The sequence below is a fragment of the Streptomyces sp. NPDC003042 genome, assembly GCF_053591315.1.
Genome location: NZ_JBSFTP010000056.1, coordinates 29,312 through 49,860 on the forward strand (window position 1 = coordinate 29,312; position 20,549 = coordinate 49,860).

The window sequence follows — 20,549 nt, forward strand, 5'->3', positions numbered from 1 at the left end:
CCCTGTCAGGGTCGGCACGGACGGGGGCGCAGATGTTGCAGCGTCCCCGCCCCGCCCGGAGGGTGGCTCTGACGGAAGGAGTCACGCATGAGAGTCATGCTCCGCGCCCACCTGGACACCCCCGCCGCCAACGAGGGCCAAAAGTCCGGGGCTCTGCCCCAGGCGATCAAGAAGCTGATGGACACGGTCAAGCCGGAGGCGGCCTACTTCGCGCCGGACGCGGGTGTGCGGTCCTGCTGGATGGTCTTCGACATGCAGGACAGTTCGCAGATGCCGCCGCTGCTGGAGGACCTGTTCATGCAGTTCAACGCCGAGGTCGACATCAGCCCGGTCATGAACGCCGAGGACCTGGCGAAGGGGCTGGCGGCGCTGAAGTCCGCGTAGCGGCGACGGTGGACAGGGTGGCGGCGGCGAACCGGATCCGGCCGGAAGCCGCCACCGCCAGGACGGCGGAAGCGACGGCGGCCGCGCACGACACGACGAACGCCGCCCGGTACCCGTACGCCGCCGCCAGCGGCCCCGCGACCGCCGCTGCGGCCGCCTGACCGAGGATCAGGCCGCTGCCCAGTACGGTCATGGCCTCGCCCATCCGCTCCGCCGGGCCGGCCCGTTCCACCAGCCCGAACAGCGCGATCAGGTGCGGGGCGACGGCCAGCCCGATCCCGGCGACGGCGAGGGCGGCGCCCCACAGCCCCGACACCGCCAGCAGGGGCAGCGTCAGCACCGCCTGGGCGGCGATCGTCCACCGCAGCCGCACCGTCAGGTCCGCCGATCCGGGCCGGGCCACGGTCACGAAACCCGCGAGGGAGCTGGTCACGGCCATGGCCGCCCAGACCAGCCCGGCCGCGCCGGGCTCGCCCAGGGAATCGGCGAGTGCGTTGACGCCCGTATTGGCTCCGCTCCACGCCGCGCCCTGGAGCACGGCCATGGCGAACAGCAGGGCCAGTCCGGGCGACCACAGCCGTACGGCGGGCCGCCGTACGCCGACCCGCGCGCCCTTCGCCGCCCCGACCGGCGCGGGAGCGGTGGGGTGGAGGGCGAACAGGGTCCCGAACACCAGGATCAGGCCGCCCGCGAGGACCAGCGCCGAGGCGGGGTGCACGGTCACCGCCAGGATTCCGGCCAGCGCGGGGCCGACCATGAACCCCACCTCGTCCAGGGTGGTGTCGAAGGACAGGGCGGAGCCCAGCAGGGCCTTGTCGTCCCCGGCGAGGCGCGCCCAGCGGGCCCGCGCCAGCGGACCGACCTGCGGGACGGTGAGCCCGGCCGCGACGGCGAGGACCATCCGGGCGGCCAGTGGCAGCCCGCCGAGGACGGCGGCCACGAGGGCGAACAGCACCGCGGCGTTCGCGGCGCAGGCGGCGAGCAGGACCGGGCGGTGGCCGCGACGGTCGGCGAGCCGGCCGATGACCGGGCCGCCGAGGGCCTGGCCCAGCCATAGCGCGGCGGCGACGGTGCCGGCGTCACCGATGCCGTCGCGCTGGTTGATGAGCAGGAGCGTTCCGATGGGGCAGAGCGCGGCGGGCAGCCGGGCGAGGAACGCGTAGACGGGCAGGGCGGCGCCGCCGAGGGCGAAGACTCCGCGGAAGCCGGCGGTGGGTCCGGCGGTGGGTCCGGCGGTGGAACTGGGCATGCGGGCAACCTCCAGCCGCACGCCGCCCCTCCCGTGTCTCCGGCGCGCGTCGTTGCCCTTTGGCGCGGGACGCTAGCGGAGGAATGACCGGCTCGGAAGTCCCTGATCAGGAGGTGGTCACGCGGGTTTCGTGGAGTCGGCGCCGGAGTTCAGCCGCTCGGCCTGGGCCCGGCCGACCTCGGCTGCGCGGTGCAGGTAGTCGGTGATGACGGCCAGCTCGGCGTCGGAATAGCGGTCCAGCACGGCGCCGAAGGCCCGGCCGGGCGTGTCCCAGGCGGTGTTGAGCCGCTCGCGGGCCGAGGGCGCGAGGGCGACGAGGGAGCGGCGGCGGTCGTGCGGGTCGGACTGCCGCTCGACGATGCCGGCCTTGACCAGACGGTCGACGAGGCGGGTGGCGGAGCCCGAGGTCAGGCCGGTGAGTCGGGCGATCTCCCCGGTGGTGACGGGTGCGGGCTCCAGGTCGAGGAGCGCGACGCACTGCATGTCGGTGGGGTGCAGGCCGACGTGATCGGCCAGGGCCTGGTTGAAGAGGGAGTAGCCGGCGTAGTGCCGCTGGCTCTCGGTGACGATGCGCGCGAGCAGCTCGGCGCGGCTCCACTCACCCGAACGAGGGGAATCGGTTGACATCGGCTTCTCCATGCTCCAGATTTATCTGTGTAACGCAGAGAATGTATGGCACAGAATCTGCGTCGAGTGTCCATCCTACTCGTAGTAGCCGAATGCGTAGAAGAGGAGCACCACCATGTCGATCCTTGTCACCGGCGCCCGCGGCGCCGTCGCCCGCAGCCTGTCTGCCCTCCTGACGGCCCGCGGTATCCCGCACCGGCAGGCTTCCAGGTCCCCGGACAGTCCCGGCACCGTCCACTGCGACCTCACCGACCCCGCCACCTTTCCCGAGGCCTTGGCCGGAGTCCGCTCCGTCTTCCTCTATGCCGAGGCCGCCGCCGTGGACACCTTCGTCAAGGAGGCCGTCACCGCCGGGGTGGAGCACGTGGTGCTCCTGTCCTCCTCCTCGGTGCTCGGCCCCGACCCCGCCGCGAACCCGCTGTCGGCCGGTCACCTCGCCGTGGAAGAGGCCCTGTTGACCTCCCCGCTGCGCAGCACCCTTCTGCGGCCCGGCTCCTTCGCGAGCAACGCCCTGGGCTGGGCCTGGTCCCTGAAGTCCGGTCGCCCGGTCCGCCTGCCCTTCCCCGGCTCCTTCTGCGACCCGGTGCACGAGACCGATGTCGCCGAGGCCGCCCTCGCCGTCCTGACGGAGCCCTCCCTCGCCGGCCGCGCGTACACCCTGACCGGCCCGCAGTCGCTGACCTTCGCGACACAGCTCGCGATACTCGGCTCCCTCCTCGGCCGGCCGATACGCTGCGAGAGAGTCACCGCCGAGCAGTGGAAGGCCGAGGTGGACGGCTACATACCCGGCCCGTACGCCGACGCGCTCCTCGACTACTGGGCCGCCTCCGAGGGGCTGCCCGTCGAGATCACCGACGCCGTCGAGCAGCTCACCGGCCATCCGGCCCGCTCCTTCGAAACCTGGGCCGAGGACCACGCCGCCGATTTCGCCCGTGCCGAGGTCACTGCACGCTGAACTCGTGCGGGTGGGCCGGGTCTTCGGGGCAGGCGAAGATGTTCAGCTTGCCGTGGTTGCCGACGACCACCCCCGTGGGAGTGTCCGGACCGTCCTCCAGCGGGATCCAGCTCCTGCTGTCGGCCCGCCACTCGCGCGAGTCGACCGTCAGGAACAGCTCCATCGCACGGCCGCAGACGCGGCAGTCCACCGTTCCCGGTCCGGTGACGTTCCACGCGGGGTGGCCGCCGGCCTTCCAGCCCGGGGCGAGAGACAGGTCACTCTGATAGCTCGGCAGGGCATGGCCGTCCCCGCCCGCCTGCTCGGCCTCGTACGCCGCCTCCTCCTGGGCGTCCTCCCACTCCTCGACGCGTTCACCGAGAGACCCCGGCAGCAGTTCGATGTACGGGTACTCGGAGACCCGCTCCGGGTGGAGCACACACGGGGAGGACACGTATCCGTCGAAGCCGACCGTCCGGGGTGCCGGCTGAACCGTCAGGACCTCACGGACCTCGGCCGCGCTGCGCCACCTCAGGTGCACGTACATGCCGTACCCCGTGGGCCCGTGGGCGTCGAAGGGGCACCAGAGCATCTGGAGCAGATCACAGCCGTCCGGGCCGGCGGGCAGGTCGGGGACGTCCCGGCGGCGGAGCTGTGCCACGGCGAGGAGCGGCACCGGGCCGGTGCCGTGCGGGGCGTCGGTTTGGGGGGCGGAGGTGTGCGGTGCCTCGCACACCGGCCAGGGTTCGTCGGCCGGCCACAGCAGCGGACCGCCGATGTGGCTGTCGCGGACCCCGGGCGACCCGGTGCGGGGATGCAGCCGGGTCGCCGTGCGCCGGTGGGCGGCCAGTTCGGGGAAGAGGGACTCGACGTCCAGCGGGCGCGGGGGTGTGGTGCGGGGCATGGGGCGAATCTACAAGGGGGTGTTCAGAGCGTCAGAAAGCCCCCGTCCGGGCCAGCTGGGCATACCAGTGGGCGCTGGAGCGGGGGGTGCGGGTCTGGGTCGCGTAGTCGACGTGCACGATGCCGAAGCGCTTGCTGTAGCCGTAGGCCCACTCGAAGTTGTCCATGAGCGACCAGAGGAAGTAGCCCTCCACCGGGGCGCCGTCCGCGATCGCGCGGTGGATGGCCGACAGGTGCTCGCGCAGGTAGTCGATGCGCTGCGGGTCGTCCAGGTCGGGGGCGTACGCGGCTCCGTTCTCGGTGACCATCAGGGGCAGGCCCGGTGCCTCGCGGCTGAAGCGGGTCAGCAGGTCGTAGAGGCCGGTCGGGTCGATCGACCAGTCCATGTCGGTCCGTTCGCCCGGCGGCTGGTGGAAGGCGATGTCGTCCGCCGCCGGCCAGGGGGAGTGGCCGGAGGAACCGTGCCCGTCGGCACGGGGGCCGCCGGGGGAGACCGAGACGAGCGCCGGGGTGTAGTAGTTCACCCCCAGGTAGCCGAGCGGCTGGTGGATCAGTGCCTCGTCACCCGGGCGGACGAAGGACCAGTCGGTGAGGGACGCGGTGTCCGAGAGGAGGTCTTCGGGATAGGCGCCGTGCAGCAGAGGGCCGGTGAAGACCCGGTTCGCCAGGGCGTCGACACGGCGCTGGGCGTCCAGGTCGGCCGCCGAGTCGGTCAGTGGCCGAACCGCGCTCGGGTTGAGCGCGATGCCGACCTTGGCCGAGGAGGGCAGGGCCGCCGCCGCCAGGCCGTGGGCCAGGTTCAGGTGGTGGGCGGCGCGCAGGGAGTCGGCCGGGGAGGTGCGGCCGGGGGCATGGACCCCGGAGCCGTAGCCGAGGAAGGCGCTGCACCACGGCTCGTTGAGCGTGGTCCAGAGCCCCACCCGGTCGCCCAGGGTGTCGGCGACCCGCGAGGTGTAGTCGGCGAAGGCGTACGCCGTCTCCCGCTCGGGCCAGCCTCCGGCGGTCTCCAGCTTCTGCGGCAGGTCCCAGTGGTAGAGGGTCGCGCAGGGCTGGATCCCGTGCGCGAGCAGCTCGTCCACGAGCGCGTCGTAGAAGCCGATCCCGCCGGACAGCACCCGGGGCCAGGACACCGAGAACCGGTAGGCCCCGAGCCCGAGTTCCGCCATCAGCCGGACGTCCTCCCGCCACAGCCGCAGGTGGTCCACGGCCACGTCGCCCGTGTCACCGCCGTGCACCTTGCCCGGCGTACGGCAGAAGGTGTCCCAGATCGACGGCTCCCGCAGCTCCGCCCCGCCCTCGATCTGGAAGGCGGCCGTGGCCGCGCCCCAGAGGAAGCCCTCGGGGAAGCGCGTGCCGTCCGTCGTCGTGCTCGCCGCGCTCGTCGTGCTCGTCGCATGGGTGGTACGGGTTGCATTGGCCGAACTCGTCACGTCCCTCATCCCTTCACCGCGCCCTGCATGATGCCGCCCACGATCTGGCGGCCGAAGATGACGAAAACCAGCAGCAGCGGGAGCGTGCCCAGCAGCGCGCCCGCCATGATCACGGACTGGTCGGGGATGTAGCCCCGGCCCAGCCCCGTCAGGGCCACCTGCACCGTCGGGCTGCCGTTCTGGGTCAGCGCGACGATCGGCCAGAAGAAGTCGTTCCACGCCATCACGAAGGTCAGCATCCCGAGCACCGCCATCGCCGGGCGGGCCACCGGGAAGACCACGTGCCAGACGATCCGCAGCGAACTCGCCCCGTCCGTCCGGGCCGCCTCCACCAGCTCCATCGGCAGCGCCTGCTCCAGGTACTGCCGCATGAAGAAGACCCCGAAGGCGGAGACCAGGGACGGCAGGATCACGGCCTGGAGCCGGTCGGTCCAGGACAGCTCCGCGATCAGCATGTACAGCGGGACCACGCTCAGCTGCGGCGGGATCAGCATCGTCCCGATGACCAGCGACAGCAGCACGCCCCGTCCCCGGAAGCGCAGCTTGGCGAAGGCGAAGCCCGCCAGCGTGGAGAACACCACCGTGCCGGCGGCGACCGTACCGGCGACCACGACCGTGTTCAGCAGGGCCGTGCCCATGTTGGCGTCGGTCCAGGCGGCCGACAGGTTGCGGCCCAGGTTCCCGCCGAACCAGAACGGCGGCGGGGTCTGCGCCAGCCGGGTATTGCTCCGGGAGGCCGCGATCGCCGTCCACACCAGCGGGAAGAGGGATCCGACGGTGAAGATGCCGAGGACGACGTACGTCAGCCGGCCCGCGCGCAGGGATTTCATCGTGAAGCCCCCCGTCCGCGCAGCAGCCGGGCGGCGCCCGCGATCAGCAGCAGGATCAGGAACATCGCCCAGGCGATGGCCGAGGCCCGCCCGAGGTGCAGATTCACCCAGCCCTGCTCGTACAGGTACAGCCCCAGGGTCTGGAACTGGTGGTCCGAGCCGCCCGTGGCGCCCGCCCCTCCGTTGAACAGCAGCGGCTCGCCGAACAGCTGGGTGGCCCCGATGGTCGACACGACACAGGTGAAGAAGATCGTCGGCTTCAGCGAGGGCACCGTCACATGGACGAACTGCTGCCACCGCGAGGCCCCGTCCAGCGCGGCGGACTCGTACAGCTCGCCCGGTATGGCCTGCATGGCCGCCAGGTAGATCAGCGCGTTGTAGCCGGTCCACCGCCACACCACGATCGTGGAGACCGCCAGCTGGGAGGCGAAGGTGCCGTTCTGCCAGTCCACCGGGTGGAAGCCGACGGCCGACAGCGCCCAGTTGACCATCCCGTAGTCCCGGCCGAAGAGCAGCACGAAGACGAGCGTGGCCGCGGCCACGGAGGTCGCGTACGGGGTGAGCACCGCCACCCGGAAGAAGGCCGAGGCGCGCATCTTGTAGTTGAGCAGGTGCGCGAGCCCCAGCGCGATCAGCAGCTGCGGCACCGTGGACAGCAGCCCGATGGTGACGGTGTTGCGCAGCGCGTTCCAGAAGAACTCGTCGCCCCACAGCCGGGTGAAGTTCTTCAGCCCCACCCACGTCATGCTGTCCGGATCGGTCAGCTCCACCTGGTGCAGCGCCGCCCACCCCGTGTACAGGAGCGGGAAGAGCCCGAAGGCGGCGAAGAAGAGGAAGAAGGGCGCCACGAAGGCGTACGGGCTCCCGCGCAGGTCCCACCGGTAGCGGCGTGAGCGCCACACCTGGCCCCGCCCGGAGCCTGTGCCCCCGGCCCCGGCCCCCTCCCCCTTCCGCACGGGGCGGGAGGAGGAGGGGGACAGGGCGACGGCAGACTTGTCCGTCACAGGAACCTCACTGGTCCAGGGCGTTGTCGATGGCCTTCACCGCGGCTTCCCAGCCCTCCTGCGCGCTGCGGCCCTTCTGGTCGACCTGGAGCATCCCGATGTCCGCCAGGTTCTGCGCGATGACCAGGTCCTTCGGGCCGAGCACCGTCACCGGCACGCCCTCCGCCGCCTGCGAGAAGATCTCACCGATCGGGGCTCCGCCGAAGTACGGGTGCTGCGCGCCCGACACCGCCGGCAGCTTGTACGTGGCGCTCGCGCTCGGGAAACTGCCCCGCTTCTCGAACAGCCGGACCTGCTGCGCCGGAGCCGTCAGCCACGCGGCCAGCTTGGCCGCCTCCTCGGCGTGCTTGCCCGCCTTCGGCACGACGAGGAAGGAGCCGCCCCAGTTGCCGGCCTTCGGCGCCGCCGCCACGTCCCACTTGTCCTTGGCCGCCGGTCCCGCCTTGTCCTGGATGTAGCCGAGCATCCAGGCCGGGCAGGAGATGGTGGCGAAGGACCCGTTGGAGAAGCCCTGGTCCCACGTCGGGGTGAACTGCTGGAGTTTGGCGCTCAGTCCCTCGGTCGCGAACCGCGCCGCCAGGTCGAAGGCGCCGCGCACCGCCGGGTTGGTCTTGTAGACGACCTTGCCCTGTTCGTCGTAGAACCGCTGGCCGCTGCTCCCGGTGACCGCCGCCATCACGCCCGACGCCGAGTCCACGAAGGCCTTCCCGTCGCCGGCCTTCGCCTGGTAGGTCTTGCCCGCCTCCAGGTACTTGTTCCAGTCGCCCGCCCACATCGCGCCGACCGCTGCCCGGTCGGTGGGCAGCCCGGCCGCCTCGAAGAGGTCCTTGCGGTAGCAGATGCCCTGCGGACCTATGTCGGTGCCGAGGCCGACGGTGGCGCCGCCCTTGGCCGCGCTCGCCGTGCCCTGCGCCCACTTCCACGGCAGGTACGCGGCCTTGTCCACGCCCGCGGTCTTGCCGAGGTCGACGAGCTTGTCGGCCTGGGTCGCGGTGATCTCCGCGATGTTGTTGACCTCGACCGCCTGGATGTCGGCGAGCCCGCTGCCGGTGCCGAGGTGGGTGAGGAGCTGCGGGTAGTAGTTCTCGTTGCGCTCGATCGAGGTCTGCTCGATCCGGATGCCGGGATTCTGCGCCATGTACTCGTCGTAGAGGCCGGCCTCCTTGAGCCCGAAGGCCCCGAAGACTCCGACGGTGAGGGTCGTCTTGCCCGCGCCGGCCGCGGACGTGGCGCCGCCACCCTTGGGGCTCTGCTCCGGGTCCGACGCGCACCCTGCGAGAAGCAGGGCGGTCGCGCCGATCACACCGACCGCGGTGACAAGGTTTCTTCGGGCTCGCATCTGGGTCCTCCCTGAAGGACGGGACGTGCCGAGTGTCGTGTGCCACACTGTGGGAGCGCTCCCACCGCCGTCAAGGGGTAGATTCACAACCGGGAGGAAGCCATGAACGGGCACGGGCGCAGTGGGGGACGGCCGACCTTGGAAGAGGTCGCGGTCCGGGCCGGGGTCGGGCGGGGCACCGCCTCCCGGGTCATCAACGGATCGTCCAAGGTCAGCGACAGCACCCGGGCGGCCGTCGAGGCCGCCGTCGCCGAACTCGGGTACGTGCCGAACCGCGCCGCCCGCGCCCTCGCCGCCAACCGCACCGACGCCATCGCCCTCGTCATCCCCGAGCCGGAGTCGCGCTTCTTCTCCGAGCCCTACTTCTCCGACGTGGTGCGCGGAGTCGGCGCCACCCTCTCCGAGACCGACGTACAGCTGGTGCTCACCCTGGCGGGCAGCGACCGGGAACGCCGCCGCCTCGCCCAGTACCTGTCCGGGCACCGGGTCGACGGGGTGCTGCTGGTGTCGGTGCACGCCGGGGACCCGCTGCCGGAGCTGCTGGCCGAGCTGGGCATCCCGGCCGTGATCAGCGGCCGCCGCTCGGCGGACGAGCCGCTGCCGAGCGTGGACTCCGACAACCTCGGGGGCGCGGCCGAGGCCGTACGCCACCTCCTCGGGCGCGGCCGGCGCAGCATCGCCACGATCACCGGGCCGCTCGACGTGTACGGGGCCCAGTGTCGCCTCGACGGCTACCGGCAGGCCCTGGCCGAAGCCGGCCACCCCGTCGACGAGCTGCTGATCGCGGCCGGGGACTTCACCGAGGACGGCGGCCGCCGGGCCATGCGCGAGCTGCTGGAGCGCTGCCCCGCACTGGACGCGGTCTTCGCCGCCTCCGACGTGATGGCGGCGGGCGCCCGGCGGGAGCTGCGCGCGGCCGGCCGCCGGATACCGCAGGACGTGGCCCTGGTCGGCTTCGACGACTCCGTCGTGGCCCGCCACATGGACCCGCCGCTGACCAGCGTGCGGCAGCCGATCGAGGAGATGGGCCGGACCATGGCGCAGGTCCTGCTGGCCACGATCGCGGGCGAGGAGCCCGGGGAGCGGGCGGTGGTCCTGCCGACGGAGCTGATCGTCCGGGAGTCCTCGTAGGAAGCGGGCGGGCGGGCGGTACGCAGAAGGCCCCGGTCCGCTTTCGCGTACCGGGGCCTTCCCACAGGGTGAGTGACGGGACTTGAACCCGCGGCCACCTGGACCACAACCAGGTGCTCTACCAACTGAGCTACACCCACCATGCCCGGTCGCTGAACGACCGGCCGAAGAAAAGGGTACAGGGTCCGGGAGGGTGCTCGCTCCCCGCTTATCCCGTGCCCCGCCCCCGGAAGGTGCCGGGCCGGGAGCTACACGTCGGCCACCGTGTACTTGGCGGCGATGGTGCGGGCCGTCTCCGAGTCGGGCCCGGGCTGCGGGACGAAGACCGCCTCGCGGTAGTAGCGCAGCTCGGCGATGGACTCCTTGATGTCCGCGAGCGCCCTGTGGTTGCCGTTCTTCGGCGGACTGTTGAAGTAGGCCCGCGGGTACCAGCGGCGCGCCAGCTCCTTGATCGAGGACACGTCCACGATCCGGTAGTGGAGGTAGCTCTCCAGCGCGGACATGTCGCGCAGCAGGAAGCCGCGGTCGGTGCCGACCGAATTGCCGCACAGCGGCGCCTTGCGCGGTTCCTTGACGTGCTTGCGCACGTACGCCAGGACCTGCGCCTCGGCGTCCGCCAGGGTGGTGCCGGCGGCGAGTTCGTCGAGCAGTCCGGAGGCGGTGTGCATCTCGCGCACCACGTCCGGCATGGTTTCCAGTGCCGCGTCCGGCGGGCGGATGACGATGTCCACGCCTTCGCCGAGCACGTTGAGCTCCGAGTCGGTGACCAGTGCGGCCACCTCGATAAGTGCGTCGTCCGTCAACGAGAGCCCGGTCATCTCGCAGTCGATCCACACCATGCGATCGTTCATGCGCCCCACCTTATGCCGAAGGTCCCCCACATTGGTGATCGGCCGATGTGGGGGACCTTGGTCAGGCGATGCCGGTACTGATCGCTACGCGTGCTCGCGCAGCACCCGGCCCGGGGCGTACAGCTCCGTCACGCTCGGACCTGAGGCGGCCAGGGCCGCCGCCGCCCGATGGGGCTGCGGAGTGCGCTGGTGCGGAACCGGTGCCTCCGAGAGCTGGGACACCGGGGACACGTCGGCCTGCGGCCTGCGTGCCCGGTAGGCGGAGCGGTAGGCGGCGGGGGAGGACCCCAGCTGCCGTCGGAAGTGACCGCGCAGCGCGACGGGGGAACGGAACCCGCAGCGCCCGGCGACCTCGTCGACCGAGTAGTCGGAGGTCTCCAGCAGCCGCTGTGCCTGGAGCACCCGCTGGGTGATCAGCCACTGGAGCGGCGCACTGCCGGTGAGCGAGCGGAACCGCCGGTCGAAGGTCCGCCTGCTCATGTAGGCGCGGGCGGCGAGCGTCTCCACGTCGAACTGCTCGTGGAGGTGCTCCAGTGCCCAGGCGACGACCTCGGCGAGCGGGTCGGCGCCGATCTCCTCGGGCAGTGACCGGTCGAGGTAGCGCTCCTGGCCGCCCGTGCGGCGCGGTGGGACGACGAGCCGGCGGGCGAGTGCCCCGGCCGCCTCACTGCCGTGGTCCGTACGCACGATGTGCAGGCACAGGTCGATTCCGGCGGCGGTGCCCGCGGACGTGAGCACGTCGCCGTCGTCGACGAACAGCTCGCGCGGATCGACGTGGACGGACGGGTAGCGCTTGGCCAGCGTCGGCGCGTACATCCAGTGCGTCGTCGCGGGCCGCCCGTCCAGCAGGCCGGCGGCGGCGAGCACGAAGGCTCCCGTGCACAGGCCGACGATTCGGGCCCCCTCCTCGTGCGCCAGACGCAGTGCGTCGAGCGCCTCCGGCGGCGGCGGTGAGGTGATGGAGCGCCAGGCGGGAACGACGACCGTGCCTGCCCGGGCGATCGCCTCCAACCCGTACGGCGCGGTCAGTTCGAGTCCGCCGGTGGTCCGCAGGGGACCGTCCTCCCCGGCGCACACGAGCAATCGATAGCGTGGAACTCCCGCGTCCTGCCGGTCGATGCCGAACACGGAAAGTGGAATGGAACTCTCGAAGATCGGCCCGCCGCTGAACAGCAGCACCGCGACGATCTCCCTGCGGCGACGCCCCGCGAGTTTCCGGCCCGCGTCCGCGACGACGGCGGTGGAATCCTGGCTCATGGCGCTAAGCCCCCCTTGGGTGTCGCGACTCCTTGGTCTGGTCGCACCTGCACGTTTCCCCTCGGCCTTGCACGTGGATCCCCCGCCGTAAATACATGATCGAATCTACTGCGTCCCGTGGTGTCGGCGTGACAAGTTCAGCACGCAGCGCTATGTCGACTTGGCAACTTGGCGAAAAGCATTCGATCAGCAAGCGTTCCACTCCGCTACCCGAGTGGGAAGCTCGCTGTCCGGCCATGGCCAGTACCCATACGGTGACGACGCCCCCCGGGGTCTGTCGTCGCTGGTGGTAGGGGGGTTGGGGCGACATTCCGGCAAGGAGGGTACCCACTCCGGAAGTTGGCTGAAAACAAGCGGGTGTGTACGTGCGAATCGGTCAGTCCTGCGGGGACATGGCGCCGGAACCATGACAACCCCGGTGAGAACCACCCCCGGTGCGCGAGTGCCGGCCGCGATGACCGGACGCGGGCGCATCCTCCGCGAGCACCCGGACGGCGGCCCGCTGCGCCTTCTCGGATTGCCGCAGCAGCACCCGGCAGGCGGCGGTGACGGCGGCCAGCCCCAGGGTCGCGACGGCCGCGCCCCCGTACGAGGTCCCGTAGACGACCAGCACCACGGGCACGAGGAGGCAGCTGAACGCGGCCCAGCGCACCACGTCACCCGCGGGGTCGTCATGAGGACGTCCGGCGGGCCGCACGGACGGGTGAAGCGGCGGGCGGTGAGGGGACGCGTGGTGAGGCGACATGGGGTGAGGGGACGGGTGGTGAGGGGACAGGCGGTGCGAGGAGGACGGGGAGCGCTGGGCGGACTGCGTCGGCGGAGCGGGCTGGACGGGCGGGACGGGGTGAACCGGATGGCCGGGCACGGCGTACTCCCTGCGGGCTCTTCCTGGACGGTCGGACTCCTGTCCAACGTCCGGCGGCCGGGCTCGGTCACTGCGCGCACGGGTGGCACCAGGGTCTCTCGTCACTGGCTGTAGGGACCAGCGGCCATTGCCAAGGCGCCGTCCCTCCGGCATGCTCCCTGGGACGCTCTCCAAGGGCGGCATGCCCTGTGCAGTACAGGAGTGTCGCCGTACCCTGGAGGGTATGGGCTTGGGAAGATGCTTCCCGGACAGAGCTCCGTCACACTGCGTCGCCGATATGCCCCTGTCGCTTCCCCCGAGGACCCTTCGCCGAGACATCCATGGCCGGTCACGAATTCTCCGAACCCGCGGACCGCAAGCGCAAACCCCTCGCCGACTCCGCGTCGGCCGACCTGCGCGCGGTGGAACAGACACGCCTTCCTTGCGATCCGGCCTTCCGGCACGGGGTGGTCGTGGGCTTCGACGGCTCCACTTCCAGTGAGCGCGCCCTCGCGTACGCCATCGGGATGGCCCGGCGCTCCGGCTCCGGTCTGATCATCGTCCATGTGGCCAACCGGCTGCCCACCACCGTGTGGGCCGGCTGCGAGCCGCCCGTCTTCGTGGACGTGCCGGACCACCGCACCGAGGTGCTGGGACTGGAGCTGGCCTGCGCGGACTACCTGGCCGAGGTGCCGTGGATCCTGGTCGAGCGGGGCGGGGACATCTGCCACGAGCTGGAGGAGGTCGGCCGGGAGTACTCGGCGGACGCCATCGTGGTCGGTTCCACTCACGGGATCGTCGGCCGGATCTTCGGCTCGGTCGCCGGCCGCCTGGCGAAGCGGGCGCAGCGACCGGTTGTTGTCATTCCGTAACCCGCTGTACTTCGATTGTGCGGTTGTGCACCCCTACATAAAGGGTAGATAAATGCTGCTGGGACGCAGCAAACAACTGCAGCACGAAGGGAGCCCGCCGTGGACAATGGTGTCTCTGCGGGAAGCACGGCCTCGACTTCGACCCTGGGGAACATCGCCCTGGGGCTCACCCTTCTCGCGTTCGGAATCGGCCACACCGGGATCGTCTCCGGCGTGACCGCCGCCGACTCCGTGTCGCTCGCCATGTACGTCGGCGGCGCCGCCCTCTTCCTCCTCGGGCTCCTCGAGTACCGCGGCGGCAACGGATTCAACGGCACCGCGTTCGCGGGCCTCGGCATCTTCTGGTTCACCTGGGCGAAGGGCGCCGGAGCCACGGTCTCCGGCGAAGCCGCCGGAACGTTTCTGGTCCTCTTCGCGCTGCTCGCGCTGACCCTCACGGTCGCCGCCGCGAGCGGTCTGTTCAGCCAGGGCGTGTACGCCCTGCTGACCCTGTCCCTGCTCCTCCTGGCCGTGGCCTCGTTCGCCGACAGCGGCGGGCTGGCCAAGGCCGGCGGCTGGGTGGCGGCGGTCTCGGGCCTGCTGGCCTGGTACGGGGCCACCGCGGCCCTGGCCCACTGGCCGATGGCGCTGGGCAAGGCCTCGCGCGGCGGCGCGGTCGCCGCGAGCTGATCGCGTACATGGCGAACGGCCCCCGGGAAATCCGGGGGCCGTTCGCCATGTCGTTCGCCTGCCGCGCCGTCGTGGCTACTCGACGGTGACCGACTTCGCCAGGTTGCGGGGCTTGTCGATGTCGCGGCCCAGGGCCAGCGCGGTGTGGTACGCCAGGAGCTGGAGCGGGATGCCCATGAGGATCGGGTCCAGCTCGTCCTCGTTCTTGGGGACGAGGATGGTGTGGTCGGCCTTCTCCTGCTCGCGGTGCGCGACGGCGAGGATGCGGCCGCTGCGGGCCTTGATCTCCTCCAGCGCCGCGCGGTTCTTCTCCAGCAGGGAGTCGTCCGGGACGATCGCGACCGTCGGCATCGCCGGCTCGATGAGCGCGAGCGGGCCGTGCTTGAGCTCGGAGGCCGGGTAGGCCTCGGCGTGGATGTAGGAGATCTCCTTCAGCTTGAGGGAGGCCTCCAGCGCCACCGGGTACCCGCGGACCCGGCCGATGAACATCATCGACTTGGCCTCGGCGTACTCGGCCGCCAGCGTCTTGATGTCCTCTTCGCCTTCGAGGATCTCCTGGATCTGCGCGGGCAGCTTGCGCAGGCCCTCGATGATCCGCTTGCCGTCGGTGACCGACAGGTCCCGGATCCGGCCCAGGTGCACGGCGAGCAGCGCGAAGGCGACGACCGTGTTGGTGAAGCACTTGGTGGACACGACGCAGACCTCGGGGCCGGCGTGCACGTACACGCCGCCGTCGGCCTCGCGGGCGATGGCGGAACCGACCACGTTGACCACGCCGAGGACGCGGGCGCCCTTGCGCTTGAGTTCCTGGACGGCCGCGAGGACGTCGTACGTCTCACCGGACTGGGAGACGGCGATGTAGAGGGTGTCGGGGTCGACGACCGGGTTGCGGTAGCGGAACTCGGAGGCCGGCTCGGCGTCGGCGGGGATCCGGGCCAGGCCCTCGATCAGGCCCGCGCCGATGAGACCCGCGTGGTACGAGGTGCCGCAGCCGAGGATCTTGACGCGACGGATGCCGCGCGCGTCGCGCGGGTCCAGGTTCAGGCCGCCCAGGTGCACGGTGGAGAAGCGGTCGTCGATCCGGCCGCGCAGCACGCGGTCGACCGCGTCGGGCTGCTCGGAGATCTCCTTGTGCATGTACGTGTCGTGGCCGCCCATGTCGTAGGAGGCGGCCTCCCACTCCACGGTCTCGGGCGTGGCGGTGGTCTTCGTACCGCTCGTCGTATAGGTGCGGAAGTCGTCGGCCTTGAGGGTGGCCATCTCGCCGTCGCCGAGGGTGACGACCTGACGGGTGTGGGCGACGAGCGCGGCGACGTCCGAGGCGACGAACATCTCCTTCTCGCCGATGCCGAGGACGACCGGGGAGCCGTTGCGGGCGACGACGATGCGGTCGGCGAAGTCGGCGTGCATGACGGCGATGCCGTACGTGCCCTCGACGACCTTGAGCGCCTCGCGGACCTTCTCCTCCAGGGTGGTGGCCTGGGAGCGGGCGATCAGGTGGACGAGCACCTCGGTGTCGGTCTCGGACACGAAGACCACGCCGTCGGCCTCCAGCTTGGCGCGCAGCTCGGAGGCGTTGTCGACGATGCCGTTGTGGACGACCGCCACCTTGTTCTCGGCGTCGAGGTGCGGGTGGGAGTTGAGGTCGCTCGGGGCGCCGTGGGTGGCCCAGCGGGTGTGGGCGATGCCGGTGGTGCCGGCGAAGCGCTTGGGGACGCGGGCCTCCAGCTCGCGGACCCGGCCCTTGGCCTTGACGACCTTCAGGGCCGTGGACTTCGGGCTGTTGACCACGATGCCCGCCGAGTCGTAGCCGCGGTACTCGAGCCGCTGGAGACCCTCCAGCAGCAGCGGTGCCACGTCACGCTTGCCGATGTAACCCACGATTCCGCACATACGGTAGTGCCCCTCCTGAAGTCCGGTACGAGTGCTCGAAGCCGCTGTCGGCGATCAGCCGTAGACGATGCGGCGCAGCTGCCGGAGCGAGAGCTCCGGGGGCGCCACGGCGCGGTGCGGCAGTTCGGCCGCGATCCGCTCGAAGATCTCCGTGTTGACCGCGCCACCGGACTGCAGTTCACGGTGGCGGCGGCGGACGAACTCCTCGGTCGTCTCGTCGAAGTAGGCGAGTACGTCGAGCACCACCCGGGCTGCCTCACCGCGCTGGAGCGCGGTGCTGCGCACCAGGTGGTCGACGAGGTCGTCATGCGACGGGCGGCGGTCGAGCACTCGTAGATACTGACGGGCAGCGGGGCGGAACGCAAAGATCCTGCCCGGATTCGGGCAGGATCTCGCTGGTCTGGACCAGAGGAATGGGTTATTCCGGTCAGGGATGGTCAGAAACGACCCAGAATGGCCGCTTTTGCCGTCGTGAACTCCTCGGCGGTGACAATGCCCGCCTGCTGCAGTTCGCCCAGCTCGCGCAGCCGCCGCAGCAGGGCGTCGTGGTCCGCGGCCCCGCCCGCCGGGGCAGAAGCGGCGACCGTGAGAGCCGGCGGGGGCGTGGCCGCCGCCGGGTGAGGCATCCGTACGGCCACGGCCGCCGCGACCAGGGCCATGAGCGGGTCCTTCTTCAGGCCGAAGAGCTCCACCGTGTAGGGGTCGTACTTGGGCGGGCCCGCCTGCGGCGCGCTCGCCAGGGAGAAACGGAGCCAGCCGTTCTCCAGCCCCCGCGCCGGGAACCACTCCACCGTCCGCAGGTCCGCCACCCGGAAGACGCGCGGCCCGCCGGAGGTTTTCGCCTCCTCCGCCGTCCAGCTCCAGTTCAGAGAGACCTGGTCCCCGTCGAAGGCCGCCGTCCCGTCCCCCGCGCCCACCGAGATCGGCACGGCGGGCCCGGGCAGCAGGTACGTGTCCGACGGACCCGAGTCCACCTGGTCCAGCAGCAGCGCGCGCCGGACCTCGTCGACGAAGTACTCCGCGACGCCCGTCCGGTCCGGCTCCACCGTCAGCCGGTACGGGTCCGAGGCCTCCGGCAGCCGCCCGCCCGTCACCTGGAGCAGCGGGTCCGCGCCGTCACGCAGCCGCAGTCGCAGCCGGCCCGCCTTGCGCCCCGGTTCGTGACTGACCCCGGCTATCGCGTGCAGGGGTACGGCCACCTCGCCGAGATGCTGCCGCAGCAGCCCCACGCCCTTGTCGCGGCCCGGCACGATGCGCACCGTGTCCCCGTCGAAGGTCCACGTGCCGTCCTTCTGGATGATTTCCGCCATCCCGCGATTCTTCCATCGCCGCGAGCGGGCCCGGCTGGCCTATACCTGGGCGGATGAGAGTCCTGCGACGCACCCTCGGATCCCTCAGCACCCTCCTCGTCCTCGGCGCGGCCGTCTCCTGCACCACCGCCCACGGGGCCGACGTGAAGCCGGGGGCGGAGCGCCCCGCCGCCTTGGCGCCCTACGAGCGGCTCGTGCCGGCACCCGCTTCCGCCCGGGCCGAAGGCGCCGGGTACCTCCTCGGGGCGGGCACGGTCATCCGTACCGCCCCCGGATCCCCGGACGAGGTCCGCAGGATCGGGGAACTCCTCGCGCAGCAGCTGCGCGGGCCGAGCGGGCTGCCGCTGCCGGTGGTCGACGGGGAGGAGGGGGACGGTATCCGGCTGCTGCTCGACGCCGGGGCCGAAGAGCTGGGGGCGGAGGGCTACCGGCTGCGCACCACCGCGTCCGGGGTCACGCTGACCGCCCGGACCCCGGCGGGGCTGTTCCACGCGGGGCAGACGCTGCGGCAGCTGGTGCCGGTGCGCGGGACGGGGACCGTGCCCGGCGGGACGGTCACGGACGCGCCGCGCTTCGCGTACCGGGGCGCGATGATCGACATCGCCCGGCACTTCTTCCCGGTGGAGCAGGCCAAGCGGTACGTCGACCAGCTCGCCCAGTACAAGATCAATACGCTGCACGTGCATCTGACCGACGACCAGGGCTGGCGGCTGGAGATCGCCTCCTGGCCACGGCTCGCGGAGTACGGGGGCGGCAGCGAGGTCGGCGGCGGCCCGGGCGGGTACTGGACGAAGGACGAGTACCGGGAACTGGTCGCGTACGCCGCCGAGCGGTACGTGGACGTGGTCCCGGAGATCGACATGCCGGGGCACGTCAACGCGGCGCAGGCCTCGTACGCGGAGCTGAACTGCGACGGGAAGGCGCGCGAGCGCTACACCGGGACCAAGGTCGGCTTCAGCTCGCTGTGCGTCGGCAAGGAGCGTACGTACGAGTTCATCGACGACGTGCTGGAGGAACTCGCGGAGCTGACCCCGGGCAAGTACCTGCACATCGGGGGAGACGAGGCGCACTCGACGCCGGCGGCGGACTACGCGGCCTTCATGGACCGAGCCCAGGCGGTGGTGGCCCGCCACGGCAAGACGGTCGTGGCCTGGCACCAGCTCGCGACGGCGCGCCCGGCGCCGGGCGCGGTGCTCCAGTACTGGGGCCACGACAGGACGGCCGCCGCCGAGAAGGCGGCCGTGGTGGCGGCGGCGAAGGCGGGACACCCGGTGATCCTGTCGCCGGCGGACCGGGCGTACCTGGACATGAAGTACGACGTGACGACGAAACCCGGGCTGACGTGGGCCGGCTTCGTCCCCGTGCGGCGGGCGTACTCCTGGGATCCGGGGAGCTACCTGGCGGGTGTCCCGGAAGCCTCCGTCCTGGGGGTGGAGGCCCCGCTGTGGACGGAGACGATCGCGACGCGCGGGGACTGGGAGCTGATGGCCTTTCCCCGGCTCCTGGGCCTGGCGGAACTGGGCTGGTCCCCGGCCTCGTCCCTGGACTGGGCGTCGTACCGGGAGCGACTGGCGGCGCAGGGCCCGCGGCTGGACTCCCAGGACGTCAACTTCTACCGCGCACCGGACGTCCCCTGGGGGCCGTAGCCGCCGAACGGCACGGTGAAGCAGGCGATCCGGTCGCCCGCGCCGCCCTGCTCCCCGTGCAGCACCACCGAGTTCGCGGCGCCGCGCCGGAAGCCCCAGGTGTGCGTGGTCTCGGCGGTGGCCCGACCGCGCGGGTCGGCCACGAAGTCGAGCCAGACCTCGTTGACCGGATCCGCGGTGGGAGCGGGAACGTGCTGGTAGTGCGGGCCGGCAGCCTTCGGATCGGCGCCGCAGGGCAGGGTGTGTACGTGCATGCCGTACGCGAACCCCGGCTTCAGACCGGTCAGCCGCGTCCGCACGCTGGTGCCCGAGCGGTCCGACTTCTGCACGATCTCGATCCGCGCCCCGGCCGGGACGAGCGTCAGGTCGTAGGTGACCGCAGCCGAGGGGACGAGGGCGGTGGGCGGCGAGAACCGCCCGTTCGCCCTGACCAACAGGCTCTCATCGGCCACTCGGCCTCCGGTGACGGTTGCGGGTCCGCTGCCCCGGCCCGTGTCCGTGAACGGTCCCGCCGTCAGCATTGCCAGAGCCGCGGCCCCGGCCAGTACGTCTGCGACTGACATCATGTGCCATTTCCTGTGATTGCCCGGCCCTCCCGTCGGGCCCGGTACGGAACCACCCTGGCCCGAGGGCCCGCCCCTCGCACACGGAACGCACCCGTACAGCCCAACCGTGTCGGTGAGCCAGGTCGCAGGCGGCCGCATCCGACATTGACTGGCCGGGCTGGTGCGGACCGAGAACGTCGCCGCGCTGCGCCAGGCGCTACCCGAGGCCCTGCCGTGGACCACGTTTCTGCCCGCAGAGGACATCGACACCCTGTTGTCCGAGCTGGTGGACACGGCGCGGGGCGCGGTAGCCCTGGACAACCTCGCCCCGATCGCGCTCCTGCTCACGCAGTGGCGGCACAGCGCTGAGATCTACGCAGACCCGGCGCTGCTCGCCATCCTCACCCGCGAGCCGGACGGCGTGCGCCGACACAGCACACCGTCCGGGGAGACTGCGGGCAGGGGGTTCAATCAGCAGTTCGTCTACGGGCTGGCCGAGCGGGAACTCGAGCTGACGCAGCCGGCGGGACAGTTAGATTCCAGCCTTCTCGCATGCGAAGATTCCGGCCACGTTCGGCCAAGTCAGGGCTGGTGCGGCATCTGAAGGGTGCGTGAAGGAGGCTGGCGGTTTGTCAGGCCCTTGTCACAGTGCGCTGGTTGCTGGTTGCAGGCGCGACGTAAGTTGATAGAAACAGTCATACTTACGATCGTTGGAAGAGTGGGCGGGGGAGTGGCGTGAAGTTCGACATGGGGACGACGGTTCTGACGAACCTGATGTCGGGGTCGAGGAATTCGAGTACTGATCTGGGGACGTTGATCCGGCAGTTGGTG

General features: G+C 71.3%; 21 protein-coding genes and 1 tRNA gene. 7 read left to right on the top strand and 15 right to left on the bottom strand.

Annotated features, from left to right (window positions below; genetic code table 11):
- Positions 1–87 precede the first annotated feature (87 nt).
- Entirely contained in the window at positions 88–384 is a 297-nt protein-coding gene (locus ACWDYJ_RS24920; RefSeq protein WP_451567807.1) for a hypothetical protein, read from the top strand.
- Here the strand turns inward: ACWDYJ_RS24920 and ACWDYJ_RS24925 are convergent.
- Positions 332–1,633: an MFS transporter gene (locus ACWDYJ_RS24925; RefSeq protein WP_451567808.1), complete on the bottom strand. Its 1,302-nt coding sequence runs from the start codon at positions 1,631–1,633 to the stop codon at positions 332–334. The two genes, ACWDYJ_RS24920 and ACWDYJ_RS24925, sit on opposite strands and share 53 nt — an antisense overlap.
- A gap of 117 nt (positions 1,634–1,750) precedes the next feature.
- A complete protein-coding gene (locus ACWDYJ_RS24930) occupies positions 1,751–2,260 on the bottom strand; it encodes a MarR family winged helix-turn-helix transcriptional regulator (protein ID WP_451567809.1) in 510 nt (169 codons plus the stop codon).
- Positions 2,261–2,375: 115 nt separating this feature from the next.
- On the opposite strand from ACWDYJ_RS24930, the gene ACWDYJ_RS24935 reads away from it, so the two are divergent.
- Positions 2,376–3,215, top strand: coding sequence for an NAD(P)H-binding protein (locus ACWDYJ_RS24935; protein WP_451567810.1), 840 nt, complete (start codon positions 2,376–2,378; stop codon positions 3,213–3,215).
- On the opposite strand, the gene ACWDYJ_RS24940 is transcribed toward ACWDYJ_RS24935, so the two are convergent.
- The 5 genes from ACWDYJ_RS24940 to ACWDYJ_RS24960 are packed head-to-tail and all read right to left on the bottom strand — an operon-like array spanning position 3,202 to position 8,700.
- Positions 3,202–4,098, bottom strand: coding sequence for a hypothetical protein (locus ACWDYJ_RS24940; protein WP_451567811.1), 897 nt, complete (start codon positions 4,096–4,098; stop codon positions 3,202–3,204). The genes ACWDYJ_RS24935 and ACWDYJ_RS24940 overlap by 14 nt on opposite strands.
- Positions 4,099–4,129: 31 nt before the next feature.
- Positions 4,130–5,536, bottom strand: coding sequence for a GH1 family beta-glucosidase (locus ACWDYJ_RS24945; RefSeq protein ID WP_451567812.1), 1,407 nt, complete (start codon positions 5,534–5,536; stop codon positions 4,130–4,132).
- Entirely contained in the window at positions 5,533–6,357 is an 825-nt protein-coding gene (locus ACWDYJ_RS24950; protein WP_451567813.1) for a carbohydrate ABC transporter permease, read from the bottom strand. The genes ACWDYJ_RS24945 and ACWDYJ_RS24950 overlap by 4 nt, the downstream gene beginning before the upstream one ends.
- Complete coding sequence (locus ACWDYJ_RS24955) at positions 6,354–7,313, bottom strand: carbohydrate ABC transporter permease (RefSeq protein ID WP_451567827.1); 960 nt, start codon at positions 7,311–7,313, stop codon at positions 6,354–6,356. The genes ACWDYJ_RS24950 and ACWDYJ_RS24955 overlap by 4 nt, the downstream gene beginning before the upstream one ends.
- A gap of 55 nt (positions 7,314–7,368) precedes the next feature.
- Positions 7,369–8,700: an ABC transporter substrate-binding protein gene (locus ACWDYJ_RS24960; protein ID WP_451567814.1), complete on the bottom strand. Its 1,332-nt coding sequence runs from the start codon at positions 8,698–8,700 to the stop codon at positions 7,369–7,371.
- Between the two features lie 102 nt (positions 8,701–8,802).
- On the opposite strand from ACWDYJ_RS24960, the gene ACWDYJ_RS24965 reads away from it, so the two are divergent.
- Complete coding sequence (locus ACWDYJ_RS24965; RefSeq protein ID WP_451567815.1) at positions 8,803–9,831, top strand: LacI family DNA-binding transcriptional regulator; 1,029 nt, start codon at positions 8,803–8,805, stop codon at positions 9,829–9,831.
- A 67-nt stretch (positions 9,832–9,898) separates the two neighbouring features.
- Here ACWDYJ_RS24965 and ACWDYJ_RS24970 read toward each other — a convergent pair.
- The 4 genes from ACWDYJ_RS24970 to ACWDYJ_RS24985 all read right to left on the bottom strand — a co-directional run bounded on the left by ACWDYJ_RS24970 (position 9,899) and on the right by ACWDYJ_RS24985 (position 12,591).
- Positions 9,899–9,971 (bottom strand) — tRNA-His (locus tag ACWDYJ_RS24970).
- A gap of 108 nt (positions 9,972–10,079) precedes the next feature.
- On the bottom strand, positions 10,080–10,682 hold the full coding sequence (gene orn / locus ACWDYJ_RS24975; RefSeq protein ID WP_451567816.1) for an oligoribonuclease: 603 nt from the start codon (positions 10,680–10,682) through the stop codon (positions 10,080–10,082).
- 84 nt (positions 10,683–10,766) lie between these two features.
- Positions 10,767–11,939: a helix-turn-helix domain-containing protein gene (locus ACWDYJ_RS24980; protein WP_451567817.1), complete on the bottom strand. Its 1,173-nt coding sequence runs from the start codon at positions 11,937–11,939 to the stop codon at positions 10,767–10,769.
- 376 nt (positions 11,940–12,315) lie between these two features.
- The gene (locus ACWDYJ_RS24985; RefSeq protein ID WP_451567818.1) at positions 12,316–12,591 is read right to left on the bottom strand and encodes a hypothetical protein; all 276 of its coding nucleotides are present in this window, start codon (positions 12,589–12,591) and stop codon (positions 12,316–12,318) included.
- 533 nt (positions 12,592–13,124) lie between these two features.
- Between ACWDYJ_RS24985 and ACWDYJ_RS24990 the strand changes: the two genes are divergently transcribed.
- On the top strand, positions 13,125–13,655 hold the full coding sequence (locus tag ACWDYJ_RS24990) for a universal stress protein (protein WP_451567819.1): 531 nt from the start codon (positions 13,125–13,127) through the stop codon (positions 13,653–13,655).
- Between the two features lie 99 nt (positions 13,656–13,754).
- Complete coding sequence (locus ACWDYJ_RS24995; RefSeq protein WP_451567820.1) at positions 13,755–14,324, top strand: GPR1/FUN34/YaaH family transporter; 570 nt, start codon at positions 13,755–13,757, stop codon at positions 14,322–14,324.
- Between the two features lie 75 nt (positions 14,325–14,399).
- On the opposite strand, the gene glmS is transcribed toward ACWDYJ_RS24995, so the two are convergent.
- From glmS to ACWDYJ_RS25010, 3 genes are all read right to left on the bottom strand, one after another.
- A complete protein-coding gene (gene glmS, locus ACWDYJ_RS25000) occupies positions 14,400–16,217 on the bottom strand; it encodes a glutamine--fructose-6-phosphate transaminase (isomerizing) (protein WP_451567821.1) in 1,818 nt (605 codons plus the stop codon).
- 54 nt (positions 16,218–16,271) lie between these two features.
- Positions 16,272–16,547, bottom strand: coding sequence for a hypothetical protein (locus ACWDYJ_RS25005; protein WP_329101771.1), 276 nt, complete (start codon positions 16,545–16,547; stop codon positions 16,272–16,274).
- A gap of 107 nt (positions 16,548–16,654) precedes the next feature.
- Positions 16,655–17,527, bottom strand: coding sequence for a DUF4429 domain-containing protein (locus ACWDYJ_RS25010; RefSeq protein WP_451567822.1), 873 nt, complete (start codon positions 17,525–17,527; stop codon positions 16,655–16,657).
- A gap of 53 nt (positions 17,528–17,580) precedes the next feature.
- Here ACWDYJ_RS25010 and ACWDYJ_RS25015 point away from each other — a divergent pair, with 53 nt between their 5' ends.
- Positions 17,581–19,173: a beta-N-acetylhexosaminidase gene (locus ACWDYJ_RS25015; RefSeq protein ID WP_451567823.1), complete on the top strand. Its 1,593-nt coding sequence runs from the start codon at positions 17,581–17,583 to the stop codon at positions 19,171–19,173.
- On the opposite strand, the gene ACWDYJ_RS25020 is transcribed toward ACWDYJ_RS25015, so the two are convergent.
- Positions 19,140–19,739 carry a superoxide dismutase family protein gene (locus tag ACWDYJ_RS25020; protein WP_451567824.1) on the bottom strand — a complete coding sequence of 200 codons (600 nt, stop codon included), beginning with the start codon at positions 19,737–19,739 and terminating at the stop codon, positions 19,140–19,142. The two genes, ACWDYJ_RS25015 and ACWDYJ_RS25020, sit on opposite strands and share 34 nt — an antisense overlap.
- A 160-nt stretch (positions 19,740–19,899) precedes the next feature.
- Here ACWDYJ_RS25020 and ACWDYJ_RS25025 point away from each other — a divergent pair, with 160 nt between their 5' ends.
- On the top strand, positions 19,900–20,322 hold the full coding sequence (locus ACWDYJ_RS25025) for a hypothetical protein (protein ID WP_451567825.1): 423 nt from the start codon (positions 19,900–19,902) through the stop codon (positions 20,320–20,322).
- Positions 20,323–20,549: the final 227 nt, after the last annotated feature.

What these genes read in the sequence shown, in the direction of transcription:
- ACWDYJ_RS24920 (WP_451567807.1), top strand. Translation starts at nt 88, where the DNA reads ATGAGAGTCATGCTCCGCGCCCACCTGGACACCCCCGCCGCCAACGAG.
- ACWDYJ_RS24925 (WP_451567808.1), bottom strand. Translation starts at nt 1,633, where the DNA reads ATGCCCAGTTCCACCGCCGGACCCACCGCCGGACCCACCGCCGGCTTC.
- ACWDYJ_RS24930 (WP_451567809.1), bottom strand. Translation starts at nt 2,260, where the DNA reads ATGTCAACCGATTCCCCTCGTTCGGGTGAGTGGAGCCGCGCCGAGCTG.
- ACWDYJ_RS24935 (WP_451567810.1), top strand. Translation starts at nt 2,376, where the DNA reads ATGTCGATCCTTGTCACCGGCGCCCGCGGCGCCGTCGCCCGCAGCCTG.
- ACWDYJ_RS24940 (WP_451567811.1), bottom strand. Translation starts at nt 4,098, where the DNA reads ATGCCCCGCACCACACCCCCGCGCCCGCTGGACGTCGAGTCCCTCTTC.
- ACWDYJ_RS24945 (WP_451567812.1), bottom strand. Translation starts at nt 5,536, where the DNA reads ATGAGGGACGTGACGAGTTCGGCCAATGCAACCCGTACCACCCATGCG.
- ACWDYJ_RS24950 (WP_451567813.1), bottom strand. Translation starts at nt 6,357, where the DNA reads ATGAAATCCCTGCGCGCGGGCCGGCTGACGTACGTCGTCCTCGGCATC.
- ACWDYJ_RS24960 (WP_451567814.1), bottom strand. Translation starts at nt 8,700, where the DNA reads ATGCGAGCCCGAAGAAACCTTGTCACCGCGGTCGGTGTGATCGGCGCG.
- ACWDYJ_RS24965 (WP_451567815.1), top strand. Translation starts at nt 8,803, where the DNA reads ATGAACGGGCACGGGCGCAGTGGGGGACGGCCGACCTTGGAAGAGGTC.
- orn (WP_451567816.1), bottom strand. Translation starts at nt 10,682, where the DNA reads ATGAACGATCGCATGGTGTGGATCGACTGCGAGATGACCGGGCTCTCG.
- ACWDYJ_RS24980 (WP_451567817.1), bottom strand. Translation starts at nt 11,939, where the DNA reads ATGAGCCAGGATTCCACCGCCGTCGTCGCGGACGCGGGCCGGAAACTC.
- ACWDYJ_RS24990 (WP_451567819.1), top strand. Translation starts at nt 13,125, where the DNA reads ATGGCCGGTCACGAATTCTCCGAACCCGCGGACCGCAAGCGCAAACCC.
- glmS (WP_451567821.1), bottom strand. Translation starts at nt 16,217, where the DNA reads ATGTGCGGAATCGTGGGTTACATCGGCAAGCGTGACGTGGCACCGCTG.
- ACWDYJ_RS25010 (WP_451567822.1), bottom strand. Translation starts at nt 17,527, where the DNA reads ATGGCGGAAATCATCCAGAAGGACGGCACGTGGACCTTCGACGGGGAC.
- ACWDYJ_RS25015 (WP_451567823.1), top strand. Translation starts at nt 17,581, where the DNA reads ATGAGAGTCCTGCGACGCACCCTCGGATCCCTCAGCACCCTCCTCGTC.
- ACWDYJ_RS25020 (WP_451567824.1), bottom strand. Translation starts at nt 19,739, where the DNA reads ATGATGTCAGTCGCAGACGTACTGGCCGGGGCCGCGGCTCTGGCAATG.